Here is a 20,221-nt window from a genome sequence, read left to right as displayed (position 1 = left end):
CCACGAGGGCCGGACCGGATCAGCGGCTACAGGGCCTGCGCCGCCGGCTTGACCATGCCGCGCGCGGTGCGGGACTTCACGAAGTCGCCCATCGCGGTCATCTCCCACTCGCCGGAGAACTGCTTGATGAGCTTGGCCATCATGACGCCGGTCTGCGCCTCCGCGTTCGTGAGGTCGAAGCGGACCAGCTCCTCGCCGGTGGCCGCGTCGAGCAGCCGGCAGTACGCCTTGGCGACCTCCGTGAACTTCTGGCCGGAGAACGAGTTCACCGTGAAGACGAGGCCCGTGACGTCCTGCGGCAGCCGGCCCAGGTCGACGACGATCACCTCGTCGTCGCCGCCGCCCTCGCCCGTGAGGTTGTCGCCGGAGTGCTTGATCGCGCCGTTCACGATCGACAGCTTGCCGAAGTAGCAGGTGTCGATGTGGTTGCGCTGCGGCCCGTACGCGATGACGGACGCGTCCAGGTCGATGTCCTTGCCGCGGAACGCGGGCTCCCAGCCGAGGCCCATCTTGACCTGGCTGAGCAGCGGCTTTCCGCCCTTGACCAGGGACACCGTCTGGTTCTTCTGGAGGGAGACGCGCCCCTTGTCCAGGTTGATCTTGCCGGAGCCGGGGGCCGGGGCGGCGGGCGCGGGCGCGGCGGGGGCCGCGGCCGGCGGCGGGGGCGGGGCGATGCGCGGGTCGACCGGGGGCGTGGTCGGCGCGGGCATGGCGGCGGGCGGGGCGACCGGCGCCGCGGCGGGGGCGGGAGCCGGGGCGGGCGCGGCCGGCGCGGCCGGCTCCTCGACGCTCACGCCGAAGTCGGTGGCGATGCCCGCGAGCCCGTTCGCATACCCCTGGCCCACGGCGCGCGCCTTCCACGCGCCGTTGCGGAGATACACCTCCATGACCACCAGCGCCGTCTCGGCGCCGAGCTGCGGCGGCGTGAACGTGGCGAGGACCGAGCCGTCGTCCGCGTTGCGGATCGTGGCCGTGGGCTCGATGCCCTGGAACGTCTGCCCCGCCGCGTCCGGGCTCGCGGTGACGACGATCTTCTCGATGCCGGGCGGCACGGCGGCCGTGTCCACGGTGATCGAGTCGGGGCTCGTGCCACCGCCCGACGTATAGCTCACGCCGGGGCCCGCGGGCTGGTTGTAGAAGATGAAGTCGTCGTCCGAGCGCACCTTGCCGTCGGCGGTGAGCAGCAGGCCCGATACGTCGAGCCGCACGGGGCCCGTGACGTCCACCGCCACACGCTGCGCCGTGAGCGGGATGTTCGAGCCGGGGGTCATAGCTGTCATGCCTGGGGTAACGAGCGGCTCCGCTTTACCGTTCCCTTACCGAAGACTTTTCTTCCGGGACCCCCGGGGCGCCGTCACGGCTTCGCCCGGACCCCTTCGAGCAGAAGCTGCTGGTAGCGGCCGATGTCCTTGGGTCCGTCGCCCGCGAGCTCGGCCGCGGCGACCATGGCGTGATTGAGCCGCAGCAGCTCCAGATGGGTGAGGTCGGCCCGCACCTCGCCGGCTTCCTGGGCCGCCGCGAGCAGCTCGGCCGCGGCCGCCTTGAGGACGTCACCGCACTGGACGACGAGGGCCGCGCCGCCTTCGGCGACGGCCGCCCCGAGCAGCGTCTTGAGGGCACGCACCCGCACGATCTGATCGCCCAGGGCGGCCAGCCAGGCGAAGAGGGCCTCGGCGGGGGGCAGCTCGGCGGCCAGCCGCCGCGCCTGCTCGGCCAGTTCGTCGAACTGGCCGACGTACACCGCCTCCATGAGCGCCTCCCGCGTGGGGAAGTGCCGGTAGAGCGTGCCCGAGCCGACGCCGGCCCGCTTCGCGATGTCGTCGAGGGAGGCCTGCGCGCCCTTCTCGGCGAACGCCAACCCGGCTTCGTGGACGAGGCGTTCGTAGTTGCGCCGCGCGTCGGCTCGCTTCGGCTTGGCCGGGCGGCCCGCTCCCACCTGGGACATCTCCACGCCTCCTCAAAGCACCTTGCACAACCGGGGACGGTCTCCGTATCTTAGCCGGAGCTAAACGGAGACAGTCCCCGCTTTCGGTGCGGGCAGTCCGGGCTGCCCGCACACCTTCGCTCACCGTCCTCAACCCACCGTCCCCGTACGGGAGTCGAGCATGTCCTCCGCACCGCCCGTCACACCGCCCCTGTCCGCAGAGCGCACGGTAACGCGTCCCGGCGCCGTCCTTCTCCTCGTCGTCACGGCCTACCTCATGGTCGGCGTCGACTCGACCGTCGTGAACGTCGCCCTGCCCGACATCCAGCGCACCTTCGACTACGCCCCGACGGGCCTGTCGTGGGTCCTGAACGCCTACACCCTCACCTTCGGCGGCCTGCTCCTCCTTGGCGGCCGCGCGGGCGACCTTATCGGTCGCCGCAAGGCGCTGACCTGCGGAGTCCTCATCTTCGCGACCGCGTCCCTGCTCGGCGGCCTGGCCTCCGACGGCGGGCTGCTGCTCGCCGCGCGCGCCGTCCAGGGCGTCGGCGCGGCCCTCATCGCGCCCAGCACCCTCGCCCTGATCACCACGCACTTCACCGACGGCCCCGCCCGCCATCGCGCGCTGGCCGTCTACTCCTCCATGGCCGGCATCGGCGCCTCGATCGGGCTCGTCGTGGGCGGCGCGTTCACCGACCTGGCGTCCTGGCGCTGGGCCCTGCTGATCAACGTACCGATCGGTGCCGCACTGGCGCTCGCCCTGCCACGGGCCGTGCGCGAAACCCCGCGCCGCACCGGGCGGTTCGACGCGGCGGGGGCCGTCACCGGCACCACCGGCATGTTCACCCTCGTCTACGCCTTCCTCCGCGTCTCGGACCGCGGCTGGTCCGACACCCGCGCCCTGACCTGCTTCTTCATCGCGGCCGTGCTGCTCGCCGGATTCCTCTGCGTCGAGTCGCGCGCCCGGCAGCCCATCGCGCCGCTCACCCTGCTGCGCGACCGCACCAGGGCGGCCGCGTACGCCGTGATCCTGCTGCTGCCCGCAGGGAACTTCGGCGCCTTCTACTTCCTCACCCTCTACATCCAACAGGTCCTGGACTACAGCCCGTTGAAGGCGGGGTTCGCCTTCCTTCCGCTGACGGCCGGGGCGTTCGCGACGGTGCGGGCCGCGCCGCGGCTGCTCGCCCGGCTCGGCCCGAAGCCGCTGCTCCTGACCGGCTCGCTGCTGACGGTGGCGGCCGCCGGATGGCTGTCACGGCTGCGCGTCGACGACTCGTACGCGGCCGGGCTGCTCGGCCCGATGGTGCTGCTCGGCGTGGGCGTCGGCCTGAGCTTCATGCCGCTCAACGCGACGATCCTGGCACGCGTCACACCGCACGAGGCGGGCGCGGCCTCGGGCCTGCTCCAGACCTTCCAGTGGCTGGGCGGCACGCTCGGCCTCGCGGTCCTCGTCACCGTGTACGGCACGGCGGCCCGGCACACCCGGGGCACGGCGGACGCGGTCCTCGTGCACGGCGCGGGCCGGGCGTTCGAGGTGGGCGCGCTGATCGGCCTTGCGGCCCTGCTGGTGGTCGCCTTCGTCCTGCGGGGAACACCCCGCGGGACGAAGGCGACCTGACGGCTCAACTCCGCTGCATCCAGGGCCAGTTGGCATCGCGACCGGACTCGAGCAGCGTCACCGTCCGGAACGCCGCGTCCGTGAGGCCGCCGAAGACGTGCCGGTTGCCCGACCCGGAGGGGCCGTGGCCCGCCCGGTACCCGGCCAGGTTCCATGTGTAGACCGGAACCTGCGCCGGGATCCGCGCGGTCGGGTCGCCGTGGTGGCTGTACGCCGCCTGCTCGTCGGTCACGATCAGCACCCGGTCGTGGCCGCGGTAGTGACGGCGTACCGCCTCGGTCGTGTCCGTGCCGCCGAGGCTGCCGAACCGCTCCAGGATCTTAAGGACCGACTCGCCCTTGCGGTACATCACGTCGGCGCTGCCGGTGCCGAACTGCACCAGGTCGGCCCGCTCGGCCCGCAGCGCGAGCGCGGTGCCGAACACCGCCGCCGCGTCGGCCCGGTTGAGCTGCGAGCGGTCGGAGAGGCGGCCCCACATGGAGCCCGAGCGGTCCACCAGGATCAGCGAACGGCCGCTCAGGGACGGCACGTTGGACAGGGAGTGGGCGAGCGCCTGCTCCAGCGGGTACGCCCAGCGCAGCGACGGCGCGTGCTGGTACGCGGCGAGGTAGCGGAACGGGAACTGCCGCGAGCGCGCCACCTCGGCCGGGTCCGAGATCTTCGCGGCCACCCGCGCCGCGACCTCGTCCGAGACCCCTGCCTCGTCGAAGTTGCGCAGGTTACGGACGAGCGCCATCGAGCCCATCGACGGGATGACGGCCTCCCACGCCGCCCGGTCCATCGGCCCCTGGAGCCAGCCGGCCAGCGCCTCCCACGTCATGCCCGCCGCGGCGAGCCGCTCGGCGCCGTCCGCGGAGGTCAGCACGGAGCGCCGCGCGTCGACCGGCACCGCCATCAACTCTCGGTGTGCGCACAGGACGTGACTCGACGCCGGGGGCACCGCCGTGTCCGGGTGGTGCCGGCGGTCGAGCGCGTACCGGAACAGCTCGCCCTGCCAGGCCTTCGCCGGGTCGGGCGCCGCGTGCACCAGGTTCAGGACGTCGCCGAACCGGAAGCCCTTGGACGCGGTGTCGTACTTCAGGAGCGCCCTGTCGTGGTACAGCCGGCGCACCGCGTCGGCGATGCCGCGCTTGACCGGCTTGGGCACGGCCCGCCCGTACGTCTGCGTCCAGTAGCCGAGCAGCTCGCCCGGCTCGTCGGGGCGGCGCAGCACGGAGGCGACGACCTCGCGGTTCGCGGGCCCGTCGGTGGCGCCCGCGTCGAGGCGCGCCTTCACGTACTCGGCGGCTCCGACGAGCGAGGCGGTGCGCAGGTTGCCCTCGCCGCGCAGCCAGCCCAGCAGGCCCGCGGTCCACTCCGGGTCGGACACGGCGAGCTCGCGCACCAGCGCGGCGAAGCGGTCGTCGCGGGCGGCGCCGTCCTCGTAGAAGGTCTGCTGGGACACGAAGTTGGCGACGGCGAGCAGGAAGAGCTCGGAGCGTGCGTCGCGCTGGAATCCACGGCCGCCCTCGTGGGTGGCCAGGGTGCGCCCCGTGGTGCGCACGGCGGAAAGGACGGCCGCCTTCGCGGACTTACGGTTGAAACGCGCCATGAGAATTCCCCCGAATTCATGAGTAGTGCTCTGTGAGCTTCGGAGGGAGGCGCAGCGAATGGAGCGTGCCCGAGATCGGAAGTCGGCGGCGGTCCATTCTGGTGCTCTGCCGATTGAGCTACGACGACCTGAAGTCGCCGACGGGACTCGAACCCGCAACCGCCGGATCAAAGAAGTATCCGCTGCCTGCGCACCGGGCACACACCATCTGCTGCGCCTCCCGAGATCAAGCCGGCCGCGGTATTCGTTCTGGAAAGGAAGTAACCGCCGCCTCGCGCACCGGGAGGTGCTGCTCTCGACGGGAACGACTGTATGGCGGCGCGCATCAGCCACGCCAGGCATTTATTTTGCGAGAGTTCCCCGCGTGAACCCGGAAAAAGATGCGCACCTCGACGACCCGCTCACCGCGGAAGGCGTCACTGACGCCGGTGACCTCGGCTATGCCAAGTCCCTGAAACCACGGCACATCAGCATGATCGCGATCGGTGGCGCGATCGGCACCGGCCTCTTCCTCGGCGCGGGCGGCAACCTCGCCAAGGCGGGCCCGGCCCTCGCGTTCGCGTACGCCATCTGCGGGATGTTCGCGTTCTTCGTGGTGCGGGCCCTGGGCGAACTCGTCGTGCACCGGCCGTCGTCCGGTTCGTTCGTGTCGTACGCCCGTGAGTTCCTCGGCGAGCGGGGCGCGTTCGTCGCCGGGTGGATGTACGTCCTGAACTGGTCGACCGCGGGCATGGCCGACATCACGGCGGTCGCCCTGTACGTGCACTACTGGTCGATGTTCACGTCGGTCCCGCAGTGGGTGCTCGCCGCGATCGCGCTGGCGATCGTGCTGACCGTGAACCTGATCTCCGTGAAGAGCTTCGGTGAGATGGAGTTCTGGTTCGCCATCGTCAAGGTGGCCGCGCTGGTGCTGTTCCTGCTGATCGGCATCTTCTTCCTGGTCACCGGCCACGAGGTGGACGGCAACGACCCGGGCTTCTCGCTGATCAGCGACAACGGCGGGTTCTTCCCGCTCGGTGTGCTCCCCGTCGTCCTCATCACGCAGACCGTCGTGTTCGCGTACGCGGCCGTGGAGATGGTCGGTGTGACGGCGGGCGAGACGGAGAACCCGGAGGAGCTCGTCCCGAAGGCCGTGAACTCGATCATGTGGCGGGTCGGCATCTTCTACGTCGGCTCGGTCGTGATGCTGACGCTGCTGCTGCCGTGGACGGCGTACTCGGCGGACCAGAGCCCGTTCGTGACGGTCCTGTCGAAGATCGGGGTGCCGTCGGCCGGCGGCATCATGAACCTGGTCGTGCTGACGGCCGCGATGTCCTCGCTCAACTCCGGTCTCTACACGACAGGGCGCATCCTGCGCTCGATGTCGATGGCGGGCTCGGCGCCGTCGTTCACGGCCCGGATGAGCGGCAGCCATGTCCCGTACGGGGGCATCCTGCTGACGGCGACGGCGGCGCTGTTCGGCGTCGCGCTGAACGCGTGGCTGCCCGAGGACGCGTTCGCGATCGTCACGAACATCTCCTCGCTCGGCGTCATCTCCACCTGGTGCATGATCATGCTCTGCCACCTGGTGTTCGTGCGCCGCTCGAAGGAGGGCGTGGTGCACCGTCCTTCGTTCCGGCTGTGGTGGTCGCCGTGGATCGAGCTGATCACGATCGCCTTCCTGCTCGGCGTGATCGTGATGATGTGGTTCGACAAGGACGGCGCGGGCCGCGACACCGTCCTGATGCTCATTCCCATCGCGCTGTGTCTGACGGCGGGCTGGTACGCGGTGCGCGGGCGGGTCCACCGCATCGCCGACGAGCAGGAGGCTCCGCCGGTGGACCCGCTGCAATAGCCCGGGACGAACGGGCCGCTACTTCTGGCGCTTCCAGGGGCCGGTGATCGCGAGCATGATGCCCGGCGACTGGATGTTGGCGAACAGGGTGCGGCCGTCGGGCGAGAACGTCACGCCCGTGAACTCGCTGTACTCCGGCTCCTGCGCGGTGCCGATGTTCAGCTCGTTGCGGGCGATCGGGTACGTGCGCCCGCCGTCGGTCGCGCCGAACAGGTGCTGGACGCCCTCGCCGTCCTCGGCGATGACCAGACCGCCGTACGGCGAGACGGTGATGTTGTCCGGGCCGTCGAAGGCGCCGTCGACCGACGGGTCCGGGTTCACCCCGAACAGCACCTTCAGGGTGAGGGTGCGGCGCTTGGGGTCGTAGAACCAGACCTGGCCGTCGTGCGCGACCGGGCTCTCGGCGCGGGCGAACGACGAGACGACGTACACGCCGCCGTCACCCCACCACATGCCCTCCAGCTTGCGGGCGCGGGTGATCTCGCCCTCCGCGAACTGCTTGCGCACGGAGACCGCCTTGGCGTCGCGGTCCGGGACCTCGACCCAGTCGACGCCGTACACAGTGCCGATCTTCGTGGCGCGCGAGAGGTCGTCGACGAACCGGCCGCCGGAGTCGAAGCACTTGAACGCCTCGTACGTGCCCGCGTCGTCGGCGAGCGTGCGCAGCTTGCCTCGGCCGTGCGTGAAGCCATGCGGCGGGGTCCAGCGGTAGAAGAGGCCGTTGGGGCCCGACGCGTCCTCGGTCAGGTACAGGTGGCCGCGCTTGGGGTCGACGACGACGGCCTCGTGGGCGTAGCGGCCGAGTGCCTTGATGGGCTTGGGCGACCGGTTGGCCCGGCGGTCGTACGGGTCGACCTCGAAGACGTAGCCGTGGTCCTTGGTGAAGCCGTTCTTGCCGGCCTTGTCCTCGGTCTCCTCGCAGGTCAGCCAGGTGCCCCACGGGGTGTTGCCGCCCGCGCAGTTGGTGGCGGTGCCGGCGATGCCGACCCACTCGGCGACCTCGCCGCCGCGGCGCACCTCGACGACGGTGCAGCCGCCGGCCGCCATCGGGTCGTAGACGAGACCCTCGGTCAGCGGGACCGGGTGCGGCCAGTCGGCACGGGCGCCGGCCAGCTCGTGGTTGTTGACGAGGAGGGTGGTGCCGCGCGGGCCCTCGAAGGTGGATGTGCCGTCGTGGTTGGACGGCGTGAACTCGCCCGACTCCAGCTTGGTCTTCCCGCAGTACGTGATGACCTTGTACGAGAACCCTTCCGGCAGCGCGAGGATGCCGTCGGGGTCGGGCACCAGCGGGCCGTAGCCGACGCCGTGGTGGTGGCCGCCCTTGCGCGCGGACTCGGCGTCGGCACCGGCGGCCGCGGTGTCATCGGTGGCCGCGAGGGCGCCCGGAGCGGTGGCGAGGGCGCCGACGGAGCCGGCCAGGGCGACACCCGCGCCGGTGGCGGCGGAGCGTCTGGCGAAGTCCCTGCGAGTGAGCGGCATGGTGGCTGTCTCCCGGTTGAGGTGAAGGCGGTGCGGGGGGGCGGACCTGTTTTCGGCCATACGTTCTCGCCCGTTCCTGAACGGCGGTTGAACGCCGCCCTACGTCCGGGGGCCCGGTTCCATGACGTCCGGGAATCTTCGCGAAGAAGGTCAACAGGCGCATCTCGTACGGAATCTCGAGATGTCACGCAGAACGCCTTGACCGCCCCGGCGCGCGGCAGGGGTTCCCGCGGTAACGGGTGCGGGGGAACTGCGCGACCCGCCCCCACCGCACCCGCAGACGCCCGGCCACGCGCACCCGGCAACCGCTACTGCGCCGCCGACCGAGCCTTGAACGCCGCCTTGCGGGCCTCCTTGGCCACCTTCTTGTCCGGGTGGAGGCGGCCCATCGCCTCCAGCACATCCGCCGTCGCCGGGTGCTCAACCCGCCACGCCGTCGCGAAGAACCCGCTGTGCTGCGCGGCAAGCCCTTCCACCAGCGCCTGGAGTTCGTCCGAGTTGCCCTCCAGGGAGAGCTGCGCCGCGATCGTGTCGACGGTGAGCCAGAAGACGAGGTCCTGCGAGGGCGCGGGCACGTCCGCCGCACCGTGTTCGGCGAGCCAGACCCGGGCGAGACCGCCGAGTTCGGGGTCGTCGAGGACTTCGCGCAGCGCGGGCTCGGCCTCGGCGCCGACCAGCGACAGGGCCTGCTGGCAGCGCAGCCGCCGCAGCGGCGCCCCGGCGTCGGCGCCCCGGGCGGCGCCGAGCAACTCCCGTGCCGCGCCCAGCGGTTCACGCCGCGCGAGCCACTGCTCGATCTCGGCCTGGGCGGCCGCCTGCGGGAAGCCGGAGGTGCTGTCGAGGAGCACGTCGGCCCCCTTGTCGGCGAGGTCGCCGACGGCCGGCGCCTCGACGCCCGCGTCCAGCATCCGCGCGCGGATCCCGTACAGGCCGAGCGGGGTGAGCCGCACCATGCCGTACCGGGAGACGTCGGACTCGTCGACCGGCTCGGCGACCGGCTCGGCCGGGTCGTCGATGTCCGCCATCAGCGCCTCGTCGACCGGCTGGAACTCCACGAGCCCGATGGGGTCGAGCAGCCGGAACTGGTCGTCGAGGCGCATCATCGCGTCCGACACCTGCTCCAGGACGTCGTCGGTCGGCTCGCCCATGTCGTCGGGCACGATCATCGACGCGGCGAGCGCGGGCAGCGGCACCGGGCCCTCGCCGGCGCCGCCCTCGCTGACGGTCAGCAGGTACAGGTTGCCGAGCACGCCCTCCAGGAACTCGGCCTCCGCCTCCGGGTCCCAGTCGAGCTGCGAGAAGTCGATCTCGCCGCCGTCCTCGCCCATGGCGCCTACCAGGTCGTCGAGGTCGGGCACGGTCGCGTCGGCGAGGACCGTGTCGAGCGCGCCGAGCCACAGGTCGAGCACGTCCGCGGGGGCGCCGGAGGTGAGGGTGCCGAGCTCCGCGCCGACGGTGACGGTGCCCTCCTCCTCGTCGACGACGTCGACCAGACCGGTGTCGACGGCGACGCGCCAGGCCTCGCTCGCGTACGCGGCGCCGTCCTCGTCGTCGGTGAGCCCCAGCTCGGCGGCGGCGCCGGGCAGTTGCTCGTCGACGAGTTCGCCGCCCGCGCCGACCCGGGTGTCGGGCCCGGCCCAGCGGGCGAGCCGCACCGCTCGCGACAGGAGAGGGGTGGCAAGGGCGTCCCGCGCCAGCTCCGCTTCGGCGGGCAGCCGCACCGGCGGCAGGGGGGAGCTGTCTGACATCGGCTGGTTCTCCTCAGGGGCTGAAAGCCTGGTTCTGCGACCGCTCAGCCTAGACGGATTTGACCCTTTGCTGCCCGGTTCATGTACCCGTCAGGTTCCGCTCGCCTCACGGACGCCCACGAAACCTTGACAACTCCCGTGCCCACACAAGAGATTTACGCGCGTAGAAGCCGATGTGCTCCACCCTCGTCCCGGCGCTCACGTACGTCCCCGGAGGGATCCCCTTGCCGAGCAAGTCCACGCACCGCCGCACCCGTCTCGCGGCGCTCGCCGTCGCCACCGCCAGTTGTGCCACGTACGCCGTGGCCCTGACCGGCACCGCGCACGCCGCCACGGTCGCCGTCCACGACATCCAGGGCACGACCCGGATATCCCCGTACAAGGGCCAGGCGGTCACCGATGTCGCGGGCATCGTCACCGCCGTCCGCACCACCGGCTCCAAGGGGTTCTGGATCCAGGACCCGAACCCGGACGACGATCCCGCCACCAGCGAGGGCGTGTTCGTCTACACCGGCTCCGCTCCGAAGGTCGCCGTCGGCGACGCGGTGACGGTCTCCGGCACCGTCACCGAGTACGTGGTGAGCACCGGCAACCAGTCGCTCACCGAGATCAGCAAGCCGACGGTCACGGTCGTCTCGTCCGGCAACGCGCTGCCCGCCGCCACGGCGATCACCGCCAAGTCGGTGCCGGACGCGTACGCCCCGGCCGGCGACAGCGCCGCGGGCAACTCCATCAACGGCCTCACGCTCGACCCGTCGGCGTACGCCCTCGACTACTACGAGTCCCTCGAGGGCATGAGCGTCGCGATCGGCTCCTCGCGGGTGGTCACCGCCTCGAACGCGTACGACGAGCTGTGGGTCACGGTGAAGCCGCACGAGAACCGCACCGCGCGCGGCGGCTCCCTCTACCGCTCGTACGACGACCAGAACACCGGCCGTCTCCAGGTGATGCCGCTGAACTCGGCGCAGGAGTTCCCGACCGTCGACGTCGGCGACCGCCTCACCGGCACGACCGAGGGCCCGCTCGACTTCAACTCGTACGGCGGCTACACGATCTCCGCGGCCACCATCGGCGCCGCCGAGCCGGGCGGCATCGAGCGCGAGACGACGAAGAAGCAGTCCTCGCGCGAGCTGGCCGTGGCGACGTACAACGTCGAGAACCTCGACCCGTCCGACGGCACGTTCGCCGCGCACGCGAGCGCCATCGTGAACAACCTCCAGGCACCCGACATCGTGTCCCTGGAGGAGATCCAGGACAACAACGGCGCGAAGGACGACGGCACGGTCGCCGCCGACCGGACCATGGGCAAGCTGATCGACGCGATCGTCGCGGCAGGCGGCCCGCGCTACGACTGGCGCTCCATCGACCCGGTCAACGACAAGGACGGCGGCGAGCCCGGCGGCAACATCCGCCAGGTGTTTCTCTTCAACCCCGAGCGGGTGTCGTTCACCGACCGCGCGGGCGGCGACGCGACGACGGCCGTCAGGGTCACCAGGGTCGGCGGAGCGGCGCAGCTGACCGCGTCGCCCGGCCGCGTCGACCCCGCGAACACGGCGTGGGACGCGAGCCGCAAGCCGCTGGCCGGCGAGTTCGTCTTCCGTGGGAAGACCGTCTTCGTGATCGCCAACCACCTGAACTCCAAGGGCGGCGACTACGCGCTGACCTCGCAGTTCCAGCCGGTGCCGCGCAGCTCGGAGACCCAGCGCCATGCGCAGGCGACGGCCGTCAACACCTTCGTGAAGAGCATTTACGCGGCCCAGAAGAACGCGGACGTCATCGCCCTCGGCGACATCAACGACTTCGAGTTCTCCGACACGGCGAAGATCCTGGAAGGCGACGGCGACCTGTACTCGGGCATCAAGTCGCTGCCGAAGAAGGAGCGTTACACGTACGACTACCAGGGCAACAGCCAGGTCCTCGACCAGATCCTGGTGAGCCCGTCGATCCGCAAGGGCGGGTTCGACTACGACAGCGTGCACATCAACAGCGAGTTCCACGACCAGATCAGCGACCACGACCCGCAGGTCCTGCGCTTCCGGCCGTGACACGGGGCTGCCGGGCGGGGGCCGCACTCCCCCGCCCGGCAGGCTCGTTCGGCCCGGTCAGCCGGGCCAGACCCCGGTCACCCGGCGCACACCGACCGCGCCGCCTCGGTCCACGGCGGCCTTCACCACGGCGAAGATCGCGCCCTGGACGACGGCCGCGCCGAGCACCTCGCCCCAGCCGCGGTCCTCGTCCATGGCGTCGGGGGCGTCGTCCTCGCCGACCAGCGCCTTCCAGGTCTTGTTGAAGACCGCGCGGGCGAGCAGTCCGCCCGCGAGGCCGGTGGCCATGCCGAGGGGGCGGTAGACGATCTTGACGGCGCGGCCCATCAGCGCCGCCCCGTGTGGCTGCGGTGGCGCACGACGGCGACGGCCACGGCGGCCCCGGCCGCGGCGACGAGCACCGGCTTACGGTAGTCGAGCCCGGCCCGTACGACGGTCGACGTGGCGTGGCGCACGGGCTGCGGGGTGCCGTCCTGGACGCGGTGGGCGAGCTGCACGGCCTTGTCCCGCGCCCGCCCCTTCACATCGGCGCGCTCCGCCAACTCCCCTACGATGTCCGCGAGTTCTCCCCTGCTGTGCGCGATGTCGCGGCGCAGCTCCTCGGGCCCCTTGGCTCCGGGCGTGCTGTCCGTACGGCTCATCGATGCGCCCTTCCCTTGATCTCGTCGACGTCGTGCTTGATCTCCGTCATGGCCTCGCTGGGCACCGGTGGGGTGGCCTGCTTCAGTTCGCTGCGGCCGAGCATGCCGAGCACCGCGGCCACGGCGAACAGCACGCCCGCCACGATCAGGGCGCTCGCCCACACGGGCAGCACCAGGGCCAGGGCGGCGGTCCCGGCTCCGGCCAGGACCATGAACGCCACGTACGCGACGGCCCCCGCGGCGCCGAGCAGTCCGCCGCCGCGTCCGGCCCGGCGGCCCTTCTCGGTCAACTCCCAGCGCGCGAGCGCCATTTCCTGCCGTACGAGCGTGGAGAGCTGCTCGGTCGCCTGCTCGACGAGCTCGCTGACGGAGCGCCGCTCCGTGTGCTGTCCGGCGTACTGGTCGGTGGTCCCGGTCACCGTCTCCCGCCTCCTTCGGTGCGTGGACGTGCCGGGTACCCGCCGTCGGGCGCGCTATCCGTCCGTGTCGCGCCCCGGCCCCCTCGCCCGGCCGATCCGCGCCAACTGCCCCTGGAACCAGTCGAGCCGCGCCTGGAGCAGCGCCGCCTCCGCGACCAGCTCGGGTATGCCGGGCGTCTCACCGAGGGGTACGTCGGTGCCGGGTGCGGCCACGACCCGCAGGCCGTCGCCGGCCAGGCGGGCGAACGTGGCGAGGGTCCAGCGGGGCCTGCCACCCGCGCAGCCGCCGCACGCGGCCTCCAGGACGCGCCGCCCCTCGCGGCCCCACCCGGCGTCGGCGAGCACGGAGGCCGGCGCCCCGCACGGGCAGGGCCCGACGGTCGCGCTCCGCACCCGTTGCCGGCCGTAGCGGAAACCGCGCTCGAAGCGGAGGTACGGGCCGAGCACGGAGACTTCGAGGAGCACGGCCTTGCGGTGCTCCTCGCTCGCCAACAGCCCCTCGGCGACCGCGCGTTCGTGCACGCAGTGGAATCCGCAGTCGCAGCGGCGGTGCGGTGCGCGGTGTCTGCGCCCGTAGACGCAGCGCGCGTCGTCGAGCACCCGGTACGGCGCGGCCGCACCCAGCGAGACACCCAGGAAACCGGCGCGCCCACCATCCGCGTCGAGCACGGGGTGGGCGATCTTGTATCCGGTGGGCGGCTCCGTGGGACGTTCCTCGGGGAGCCGCAGCCTCATCGTGCGGCCGGGACCTCGACGGGCTCCGCCGGCTCGACGCCCTCTGCGGGCTCCGTGAACTCCGGCTCCTGCACCGGGAGTTCAGGTGCCTCTTCGGCGATCCCGGTGGCGAGTGCTTTGCCGAGCCTCATGCTGCCTCCCCTGAACGGCCTTCGGCGACCCGGTCGTCGGCCACCGGCTTCTCATGGTGGCGCATCCCGGGCTTTTTCGCACCGGTGCCCGCACCGCCGCCTCTGCCGCCGGCCCCGTCGCAGACAAGGAGCGCGTAATGGTCGGCCACCATCGCCTCGGCCACGGCGACCGCCCGCTCGCCCGCGAGGCGCAGCCCCGCCTGCGAGTGCGGCGGGGCTGCCGGGCGCCTGCGCCGCCAGCACGCCGCACCCGCCGCGTAGATCCCGCTCGCGCACATCAGCACGGGCATGGCCAGGGCCATCACCACGTCTCGCACCACAAACCCCTCAAGACCCGTATGAAACGAACAACACACTCACGTGCTCTGTGCAGTTCATCGGGTTCCACGCGGGCCGACTGAAGGACATCCACCGGCCAAAACCGCCCGAGAACGCCCGGAAAAATGTCCTATCCCTCACACTCTTCAGCAGCGCTCCGCCTTACCTCGTAGCAGATTTAAGTGGAGCTTCACTGTCGGGCGGCCGACACTGCCCCCATGAACAGAACGCACTTCGGCCGCGCCCTGTGCGCCATGGTCACGCCGTTCGCCGAGGACGGCGCCCTCGACCTGGACGCCGCGCAGAAGCTGGCGGACCGGCTGATCACCGAGGGCTGCGAGGGCCTGGTGCTCTCCGGCACGACCGGGGAGTCCCCCGCCACGACCGACGCCGAGAAGGCGGACCTCGTGCGGGCGGTGCGCGCGGCGGCCGACGGACGGGCAGCGGTCATCGCCGGCATCGGCACGTCCGACACCCGGCACACGATCGCCCTCGCCGCACAGGCCCAACAGGCGGGCGCGGACGGCCTGTTGGCGGTCACCCCGTACTACAGCCGGCCGCCGCAGGACGCCGTCGAGGCGCACTTCCGCGACCTCGCCGACGCGACGGAGCTGCCCGTCATGCTCTACGACATCCCGGGCCGCACCGGCACGCGCATCGAGCCGGACACGATGATCCGGCTCGCGGAGCATCCCCATATCGTCGCGGTGAAGGACTGCGCGTACGACCTGCTCGGCACCCAAAGGGTCATGCGGGAAACGGACTTGGCGTACTACACGGGCTGCGACGAGTACGTCCTCGCCCTGTACGCGCTCGGCGGTGCGGGCTGTGTCTCGACCGTGGCGAACGTCGCGCCCGCCACGTTCCGCGCGATCGTCGACGCGTACGACGAGGGACGCGCGAAGGACGCCGCCCGTCTCCAGCAACTCACCGTCCCGCTCACGGAGTTGATGATGAACGCGGGCCTGCCGGGCACGGTGACGGCGAAGGCGCTCCTCACCGATCTCGGCCTGCCGGGCGGCGGCCCCGTCCGCGCACCGCTGCGGCCCGCCGACCGGGACGCGGTCGACGGGCTGCGGGCGGCGTACGACGAGCTGGTCAGCGCGTCGTGAACTCCGGGCTCCAGCGCCCCGGATAGTCGGCCGACGCCTTGCGGAAGTCGCTGAGCGGAACGACCTTGTGGCTGCCGAGGGTGATCAGGAGCAGCTGATTGTGGAACTCTCCCTTGCCGTTGCACTTGTGCGGGTCGCAGCCCCAGGCGATGACGCGCTTGTCGTCGGCCCAGGCGACGAGCTGCTGCGCGGGCAGCTTCTCGACGAGCTTGCCGGTGCGGGCGTCGTTCACGGCGACAGCGATCTGGTCGCCCTTGCCTGCGAAGTCGCCGGCGACCAGCTTGCCGTTGGGCGAGAGGCCCGCCTCGATGAACCAGTGGACGTGGCGCTCGTTGGCGGGCACGGCAGCCTTGCGTCCCTGGAGGTCGAAGTACTGCTCGGGGACGCCACCCGTCATGACACCGGCGTGCACGAGGGTGCCGTCGGCGTTGAACGCGAAGTCCTGCCGGGCGTTGATGTCGTCGTTCTCGTCGACCGCGTGCCAGTCGCTGTGTCCCGTCCTGACGTCGACGACGGCGAAGCCGTTCCTGGTCGACTGGAAGTCCGGGCCGGGCATGACCTTGCCGCTGCCGTCCTCGACCCTGTTCCGCTTGTAGAGCTTGTCCGGGTCCTTCGCGTACGTCGTGGCGACCAGTTTGCTCCCGTCAGGCGAGAACCCGACCCCGGCGACCCCCTCCTTCACCGGGATCCACCGCTTCACCTTGTTCGTGGCGAGGTCGAGCATCCCGATCCGGTCGACCGGCCACTTCTTCTCCAGCACGGCGGCGGTACGCAGCCCCGGAGCGACGGTCAGCCAGGACCACGCGGTGGTCTTGCGGTAGGTCTTGGTCGTCGGGTCGATCACGCCGTAGATGCGGTCCTGGTGACCGTCACCGTTCTTGTACACGACGCTCTTCCCCGTGACGAACGACGCCAGTGCCGTCCGCCCCGCCGCGATCACGTCCTTCGGCGGTGACTGGTCCGGGTGCGCGATGACGTCCTGCGTACCGGTCACCCCGGCGGGCCTGACGTCCTCGCCGCCCCCGATCTGCGGGACCACGACGGCTCCGGCGACCAGGGCGGTCACCGCCACGGCCGCGACGGCGATCCCGCGGCCGCGCCGCCTGCGCCGGGTCGCGAGCACCCGGTCGGCGAAGTCCGCGGGCGCGGGTTCGACGCGGGCGGCCTGCTCGCGCAGCGCGTCCTTCAGCATGTCGTCGACGTTCACGGGCGCACCTCCACGGGCGCGTAGTCACGGGACGGCGGCTGTTCGCCGTCGGCGAGGCCCAGCGCGCTCAGCTCGGGCGCGAGGCTGCGCAGCCTGGCCAGGGAGCGGTGGGTGGTGGAGCGCACGGTTCCGACCGTGCAGCCGAGGGCGCGGGCCACGTCGGCCTCGGGCAGGTCCTCGAAGTAGCGCAGGACGAGGACGGTGCGCTGGCGCGGGGTGAGCCGGGCCAGGGCCGCGCGCAGCACGACCCTCAGCTCCGCGGCGGAGGTACCCCCGTCACCTCCGGCCGCGTCGGGCACGTCCCCGTAACTCACCTCGCGCCGCGGCCACTTGAGCCGCCAGCGGTTGACCTGCTGCCGGTACAGGACCTGACGGACGTACGCCTCGGGGTCCTCGACCCTGTTCCAGCGCCCCGCGACCTTGATCAGCGCGCCCTGCAACAGGTCCTCACCGGCGTGCCGGTCGCCGCCGCACAGCAGCACGGCCGTCTTCAGGAGCGCCGACGACCGCCCCGCCACGAAATCCCGGAAGCTCTCGGCTCCTTCTCCGCTCTCGCCGAGCCCCTCGCGTACGGCATCCATCGCCACCTCTCTTCCCCCCGGGCTCCCCCGGCTGTACACGCTCTCTCCCCTGATGACGAGCGCACCCGGGCACCGCTATGCCTGCCCCCCGACATTTTTCTCCCGCACACGCGCGAGCGGCCCGCGCCAGGGAATTCCCGGACGCGGGCCGCTCGTACGACGTGCTGGGCCTGGGCTGCTCAGTTGTGGCTGTGCAGGATCTCGTTCAGGCCGCCCCACACCGCGTTGTTCGGGCGGGCCTCGACCGTGCCCGTCACCGAGTTGCGGCGGAAGAGGATGTTCGAGGCGCCGGAGAGGTCGCGGGCCTTGACGATCTCGCCGTCGGGCATCGTGACGCGGGTGCCCGCGGTGACGTACAGGCCCGCCTCGACGACGCACTCGTCGCCGAGCGCGATGCCGACGCCCGCCTCGGCGCCGACGAGGCAGCGCTCGCCGATGACGATGCGGACGTTGCCGCCGCCGGAGAGGGTGCCCATGGTGGAGGCGCCGCCGCCGATGTCCGAGCCGTCGCCGACGACGACGCCGGCGGAGATGCGGCCCTCGACCATCGACGTGCCGAGCGTGCCGGCGTTGAAGTTCACGAAGCCCTCGTGCATGACCGTGGTGCCCTCGGCGAGGTGCGCGCCCAGGCGGACCCGGTCGGCGTCGGCGATGCGCACGCCCTTCGGGGCGACGTAGTCCGTCATGCGCGGGAACTTGTCGATGGAGGTGACCTGGAGGTGCAGGCCCTCGGCGCGGGCGTTCAGGCGGACCTTCTCGACGTCGTCGACGGCGACCGGGCCGAGCGAGGTCCAGGCGACGTTGGCGAGGAAGCCGAACATGCCGTCCAGGTTCTGGCCGTGCGGCTTGACCAGGCGGTGCGAGAGCAGGTGCAGCCGCAGGTAGACGTCGTGCGCGTCGAGCGGCTTGTCGTCCAGGGACGCGATGACCGTGCGGACGGCGACGATCTCCACACCGCGGCGGGCGTCCGGACCGATCGCCTTCGCCGCGCCCTCGCCGAGCAGTTCGACGGCCTTCTCGGCGGAGAGCTTCTCGGTCCCGGCGGGGCCCGGCTCGGCGACGAGTTCGGGCGCGGGGAACCAGGTGTCGAGAACGGTGCCGTCGGCGGTGACGGTGGCAAGGCCTGCGGCGACGGCGCCGGTGGAACGCGGAGCAATGGTGTCGGTCATGGGGGCCAACTTAATCGGCGGGCCCCCGCGGATGCGAACCGGCGGGGAGCCCGTCTCAGCAGCCGGGCTCCCTTCCCCGGCCCCGGTTTCAGGGGCGCTGCCCCTTCTTGTCCACGACGGCGGCGGCGAGCCGCGCGTTTTGGAGCCGGATGTCGCCCGTCTTCCACGGCCGGTCGGGGGTGTCGTCGGCGCCGGGGTAGTCCTGCATGTGGTCCCGCACCGCGATCTGGCGCCCTCCGGCGTACGCGTACGTGCGCGGGTCGATGAGGACCTCGTCGCGCATGTCCGTCGTGGGCCCTGGCCTCACGCCGATGGCGATGGCCTCGCGGCCCGCGACGTCCCGTACGAGATGGTCGGTGATCTCCACGCCCGGCACGGTGGCCAGCGCCCGGTACACCTTGGCGAGCCCGTCGGGCGGTATCGGGTAGCTCGCGAGGAGCACGCGCAGGGACCCGAAGTCCTCCTCCGCCTGCGACTGCCTGCTGTGCTTGCCCGTCGGATAGAACTCCCGGGCCTTCCTCAGGACGCCCTTCGGGTCGTCGGGCAGCGCCTTCAGGAAGCGGTACCGCTCGCGCGGCGAGTGGTCGTCGCCCTCGCGGCCGTTCTCGAAGCGCGGGTCGGCGTACTTCTTCCACTCGTTCTGGATCTGCGGCTCGGGGGTCGCGGCGCCGTCGTTCGGCCAGAGCCCGGCGTCACCGCGCATCACCCGCTGGTACGTCCACTGCGTGGGCCCCGGCTCGGGCACCTCGGGCCCCTGCTCGACGGTGTCGGCGATGCGGCCGAGCACGTCCGCGGGCTCGCCGAGGACGAGCCTGCTCGCGGCGGGGGTCGCGGGACCCGCGGTTCCGTCGCCGCCGACGCCCGTCGCCAGCAGCGTGACCGCGGTGATCGCCGCGACCGCGCCGGCCGCGGCCCCCGCGGCGATGCGCCAGTCGGACCGGAGCCTGCGGGTCCGGGCGCGTCCGCGCAGCGCCTCCTCCAGCCGGGCCCGGCCCGGCGCGAGCCGCCCCCGGTCCGGCACGGGCGCGTCGGCCCGCAGCTGTCGTACCTCGTTCATCTCGTCGACGTTCACGGCCTGACCACCTCCGGGACCTCACTGCCGAACGCCGGGTCCGCGCCCAGCGCGGCCCGCACCTTGCGCCGGGCCCGGTTCAACCGGGACCTGACCGTTCCCACGGGTATGCCGAGCGCCTCGGCGACGTCCTGGTACGAGAGATCGGCCCAGGCCACGAGGAGCAGCACGTGCCGGTCCGCCGAGGACAGCGCGGCGAGCGCGTCCGCGAGCGGGGCCTGTGCGGCGACCCGGCTGTCGGTGTCCTCGACCCAGCTCGCGGCGACCGGGTCGTGGCCGGTCCGCGCGAGGGCGCGCAGGGCCCGCACCTCGGTGCGGCGCTGCTTGCCGATGAGGTGCGCGGCGATCCCGTAGAGCCAGGGGCGTGCGCTGGTCCGCGCCGTGTCGTAGCGGCCGCGTACGCGGAACGCCGTGAGGAACGTGTCGGCGGTGAGGTCGTCCGCCGCCTGGTCACCGAGCCGGCGGGCCGCGTACCGGTGGATGTCGGGCGCGTACCGGTCGTAGAGCCGGGCGAAGAGCTCGGGATGTTCCAGTGACCTGGCGATGACGAGTCCGTCGTCGGCGCCGGGATCGGGCACAGCTGGTGGTCCGGTCACG

20 protein-coding genes are annotated in these 20,221 nt (G+C 72.0%); 4 read left to right on the top strand and 16 right to left on the bottom strand.

Annotated elements, in window-relative coordinates; genetic code table 11:
- Window positions 1-26: 26 nt before the first annotated feature.
- Together AB0L37_RS23825 and AB0L37_RS23820 are read right to left on the bottom strand one after the other, a co-directional pair.
- Entirely contained in the window at window positions 27-1,271 is a 1,245-nt protein-coding gene (locus AB0L37_RS23825; protein ID WP_365509215.1) for a TerD family protein, read from the bottom strand.
- Between the two features lie 83 nt (window positions 1,272-1,354).
- Entirely contained in the window at window positions 1,355-1,945 is a 591-nt protein-coding gene (locus AB0L37_RS23820) for a helix-turn-helix domain-containing protein (protein WP_365508872.1), read from the bottom strand.
- 160 nt (window positions 1,946-2,105) lie between these two features.
- On the opposite strand from AB0L37_RS23820, the gene AB0L37_RS23815 reads away from it, so the two are divergent.
- Window positions 2,106-3,542, top strand: a complete 1,437-nt coding sequence (locus AB0L37_RS23815; protein ID WP_365508869.1) for an MFS transporter — start codon at window positions 2,106-2,108, stop codon at window positions 3,540-3,542.
- 4 nt (window positions 3,543-3,546) lie between these two features.
- Here AB0L37_RS23815 and AB0L37_RS23810 read toward each other — a convergent pair whose 3' ends face one another.
- Window positions 3,547-5,133 (bottom strand): TROVE domain-containing protein, encoded by a 1,587-nt coding sequence (locus AB0L37_RS23810; protein WP_365508866.1) that lies wholly within the window; start codon window positions 5,131-5,133, stop codon window positions 3,547-3,549.
- Window positions 5,134-5,497: 364 nt separating this feature from the next.
- Between AB0L37_RS23810 and AB0L37_RS23805 the strand changes: the two genes are divergently transcribed.
- Window positions 5,498-6,967: an amino acid permease gene (locus tag AB0L37_RS23805; RefSeq protein ID WP_365508863.1), complete on the top strand. Its 1,470-nt coding sequence runs from the start codon at window positions 5,498-5,500 to the stop codon at window positions 6,965-6,967.
- An 18-nt stretch (window positions 6,968-6,985) separates the two neighbouring features.
- Here AB0L37_RS23805 and AB0L37_RS23800 read toward each other — a convergent pair whose 3' ends face one another.
- Together AB0L37_RS23800 and AB0L37_RS23795 are read right to left on the bottom strand one after the other, a co-directional pair.
- Complete coding sequence (locus tag AB0L37_RS23800) at window positions 6,986-8,446, bottom strand: alkaline phosphatase PhoX (RefSeq protein ID WP_365508860.1); 1,461 nt, start codon at window positions 8,444-8,446, stop codon at window positions 6,986-6,988.
- Between the two features lie 308 nt (window positions 8,447-8,754).
- Entirely contained in the window at window positions 8,755-10,194 is a 1,440-nt protein-coding gene (locus AB0L37_RS23795; RefSeq protein WP_365508857.1) for a hypothetical protein, read from the bottom strand.
- 224 nt (window positions 10,195-10,418) lie between these two features.
- Between AB0L37_RS23795 and AB0L37_RS23790 the strand changes: the two genes are divergently transcribed.
- Complete coding sequence (locus AB0L37_RS23790; protein ID WP_365508854.1) at window positions 10,419-12,239, top strand: endonuclease/exonuclease/phosphatase family protein; 1,821 nt, start codon at window positions 10,419-10,421, stop codon at window positions 12,237-12,239.
- A gap of 57 nt (window positions 12,240-12,296) precedes the next feature.
- Here AB0L37_RS23790 and AB0L37_RS23785 read toward each other — a convergent pair whose 3' ends face one another.
- From AB0L37_RS23785 to AB0L37_RS23760, 6 genes are read right to left on the bottom strand one after another with little or no spacing between them, the layout of a single operon-like run.
- Window positions 12,297-12,566 carry a DUF4235 domain-containing protein gene (locus tag AB0L37_RS23785; protein ID WP_365508851.1) on the bottom strand — a complete coding sequence of 90 codons (270 nt, stop codon included), beginning with the start codon at window positions 12,564-12,566 and terminating at the stop codon, window positions 12,297-12,299.
- On the bottom strand, window positions 12,566-12,880 hold the full coding sequence (locus AB0L37_RS23780) for a DUF3618 domain-containing protein (RefSeq protein ID WP_365508849.1): 315 nt from the start codon (window positions 12,878-12,880) through the stop codon (window positions 12,566-12,568). The genes AB0L37_RS23785 and AB0L37_RS23780 overlap by 1 nt, the downstream gene beginning before the upstream one ends.
- On the bottom strand, window positions 12,877-13,299 hold the full coding sequence (locus AB0L37_RS23775) for a phage holin family protein (RefSeq protein WP_365508846.1): 423 nt from the start codon (window positions 13,297-13,299) through the stop codon (window positions 12,877-12,879). The genes AB0L37_RS23780 and AB0L37_RS23775 overlap by 4 nt, the downstream gene beginning before the upstream one ends.
- A 54-nt stretch (window positions 13,300-13,353) precedes the next feature.
- Window positions 13,354-14,034 carry a hypothetical protein gene (locus AB0L37_RS23770; protein ID WP_365508843.1) on the bottom strand — a complete coding sequence of 227 codons (681 nt, stop codon included), beginning with the start codon at window positions 14,032-14,034 and terminating at the stop codon, window positions 13,354-13,356.
- On the bottom strand, window positions 14,031-14,165 hold the full coding sequence (locus AB0L37_RS23765; RefSeq protein ID WP_365508840.1) for a hypothetical protein: 135 nt from the start codon (window positions 14,163-14,165) through the stop codon (window positions 14,031-14,033). Before AB0L37_RS23765 ends, AB0L37_RS23770 begins: the two co-directional genes overlap by 4 nt.
- Window positions 14,162-14,482, bottom strand: coding sequence for a hypothetical protein (locus AB0L37_RS23760; protein ID WP_365508837.1), 321 nt, complete (start codon window positions 14,480-14,482; stop codon window positions 14,162-14,164). The genes AB0L37_RS23765 and AB0L37_RS23760 overlap by 4 nt, the downstream gene beginning before the upstream one ends.
- Before the next feature lie 219 nt (window positions 14,483-14,701).
- Between AB0L37_RS23760 and dapA the strand changes: the two genes are divergently transcribed.
- Window positions 14,702-15,595, top strand: a complete 894-nt coding sequence (gene dapA / locus AB0L37_RS23755) for a 4-hydroxy-tetrahydrodipicolinate synthase (RefSeq protein ID WP_365508834.1) — start codon at window positions 14,702-14,704, stop codon at window positions 15,593-15,595.
- On the opposite strand, the gene AB0L37_RS23750 is transcribed toward dapA, so the two are convergent.
- The 5 genes from AB0L37_RS23750 to AB0L37_RS23730 form a co-directional block, all read right to left on the bottom strand.
- Complete coding sequence (locus AB0L37_RS23750) at window positions 15,582-16,802, bottom strand: WD40 repeat domain-containing protein (RefSeq protein WP_365508832.1); 1,221 nt, start codon at window positions 16,800-16,802, stop codon at window positions 15,582-15,584. The genes dapA and AB0L37_RS23750 overlap by 14 nt on opposite strands.
- Complete coding sequence (locus AB0L37_RS23745; protein ID WP_365508829.1) at window positions 16,799-17,383, bottom strand: SigE family RNA polymerase sigma factor; 585 nt, start codon at window positions 17,381-17,383, stop codon at window positions 16,799-16,801. Before AB0L37_RS23745 ends, AB0L37_RS23750 begins: the two co-directional genes overlap by 4 nt.
- Before the next feature lie 179 nt (window positions 17,384-17,562).
- Entirely contained in the window at window positions 17,563-18,552 is a 990-nt protein-coding gene (dapD, locus tag AB0L37_RS23740; RefSeq protein ID WP_365508826.1) for a 2,3,4,5-tetrahydropyridine-2,6-dicarboxylate N-succinyltransferase, read from the bottom strand.
- Between the two features lie 88 nt (window positions 18,553-18,640).
- Complete coding sequence (locus AB0L37_RS23735; RefSeq protein WP_365508823.1) at window positions 18,641-19,624, bottom strand: CU044_5270 family protein; 984 nt, start codon at window positions 19,622-19,624, stop codon at window positions 18,641-18,643.
- Window positions 19,621-20,220, bottom strand: a complete 600-nt coding sequence (locus AB0L37_RS23730; protein ID WP_365508820.1) for an RNA polymerase sigma factor — start codon at window positions 20,218-20,220, stop codon at window positions 19,621-19,623. The genes AB0L37_RS23735 and AB0L37_RS23730 overlap by 4 nt, the downstream gene beginning before the upstream one ends.
- Window position 20,221: the final 1 nt, after the last annotated feature.

The sequence above is a fragment of the Streptomyces sp. NPDC052225 genome (assembly GCF_040679615.1).
Classification (GTDB): Bacteria; Actinomycetota; Actinomycetes; order Streptomycetales; family Streptomycetaceae; genus Streptomyces.
Note: the sequence above shows the minus strand (reverse complement) of the source record. Positions and strands in the feature narration are given on the sequence as shown.

Excerpts from the sequence above, each read along its gene's own strand:
- AB0L37_RS23825 (WP_365509215.1), bottom strand. The coding sequence starts at position 1,271 with ATGACCCCCGGCTCGAACATCCCGCTCACGGCGCAGCGTGTGGCGGTG.
- AB0L37_RS23820 (WP_365508872.1), bottom strand. The coding sequence starts at position 1,945 with ATGTCCCAGGTGGGAGCGGGCCGCCCGGCCAAGCCGAAGCGAGCCGAC.
- AB0L37_RS23815 (WP_365508869.1), top strand. The coding sequence starts at position 2,106 with ATGTCCTCCGCACCGCCCGTCACACCGCCCCTGTCCGCAGAGCGCACG.
- AB0L37_RS23810 (WP_365508866.1), bottom strand. The coding sequence starts at position 5,133 with ATGGCGCGTTTCAACCGTAAGTCCGCGAAGGCGGCCGTCCTTTCCGCC.
- AB0L37_RS23800 (WP_365508860.1), bottom strand. The coding sequence starts at position 8,446 with ATGCCGCTCACTCGCAGGGACTTCGCCAGACGCTCCGCCGCCACCGGC.
- AB0L37_RS23795 (WP_365508857.1), bottom strand. The coding sequence starts at position 10,194 with ATGTCAGACAGCTCCCCCCTGCCGCCGGTGCGGCTGCCCGCCGAAGCG.
- AB0L37_RS23785 (WP_365508851.1), bottom strand. The coding sequence starts at position 12,566 with ATGGGCCGCGCCGTCAAGATCGTCTACCGCCCCCTCGGCATGGCCACC.
- AB0L37_RS23780 (WP_365508849.1), bottom strand. The coding sequence starts at position 12,880 with ATGAGCCGTACGGACAGCACGCCCGGAGCCAAGGGGCCCGAGGAGCTG.
- AB0L37_RS23770 (WP_365508843.1), bottom strand. The coding sequence starts at position 14,034 with ATGAGGCTGCGGCTCCCCGAGGAACGTCCCACGGAGCCGCCCACCGGA.
- AB0L37_RS23765 (WP_365508840.1), bottom strand. The coding sequence starts at position 14,165 with ATGAGGCTCGGCAAAGCACTCGCCACCGGGATCGCCGAAGAGGCACCT.
- dapA (WP_365508834.1), top strand. The coding sequence starts at position 14,702 with ATGAACAGAACGCACTTCGGCCGCGCCCTGTGCGCCATGGTCACGCCG.
- AB0L37_RS23745 (WP_365508829.1), bottom strand. The coding sequence starts at position 17,383 with ATGGATGCCGTACGCGAGGGGCTCGGCGAGAGCGGAGAAGGAGCCGAG.
- dapD (WP_365508826.1), bottom strand. The coding sequence starts at position 18,552 with ATGACCGACACCATTGCTCCGCGTTCCACCGGCGCCGTCGCCGCAGGC.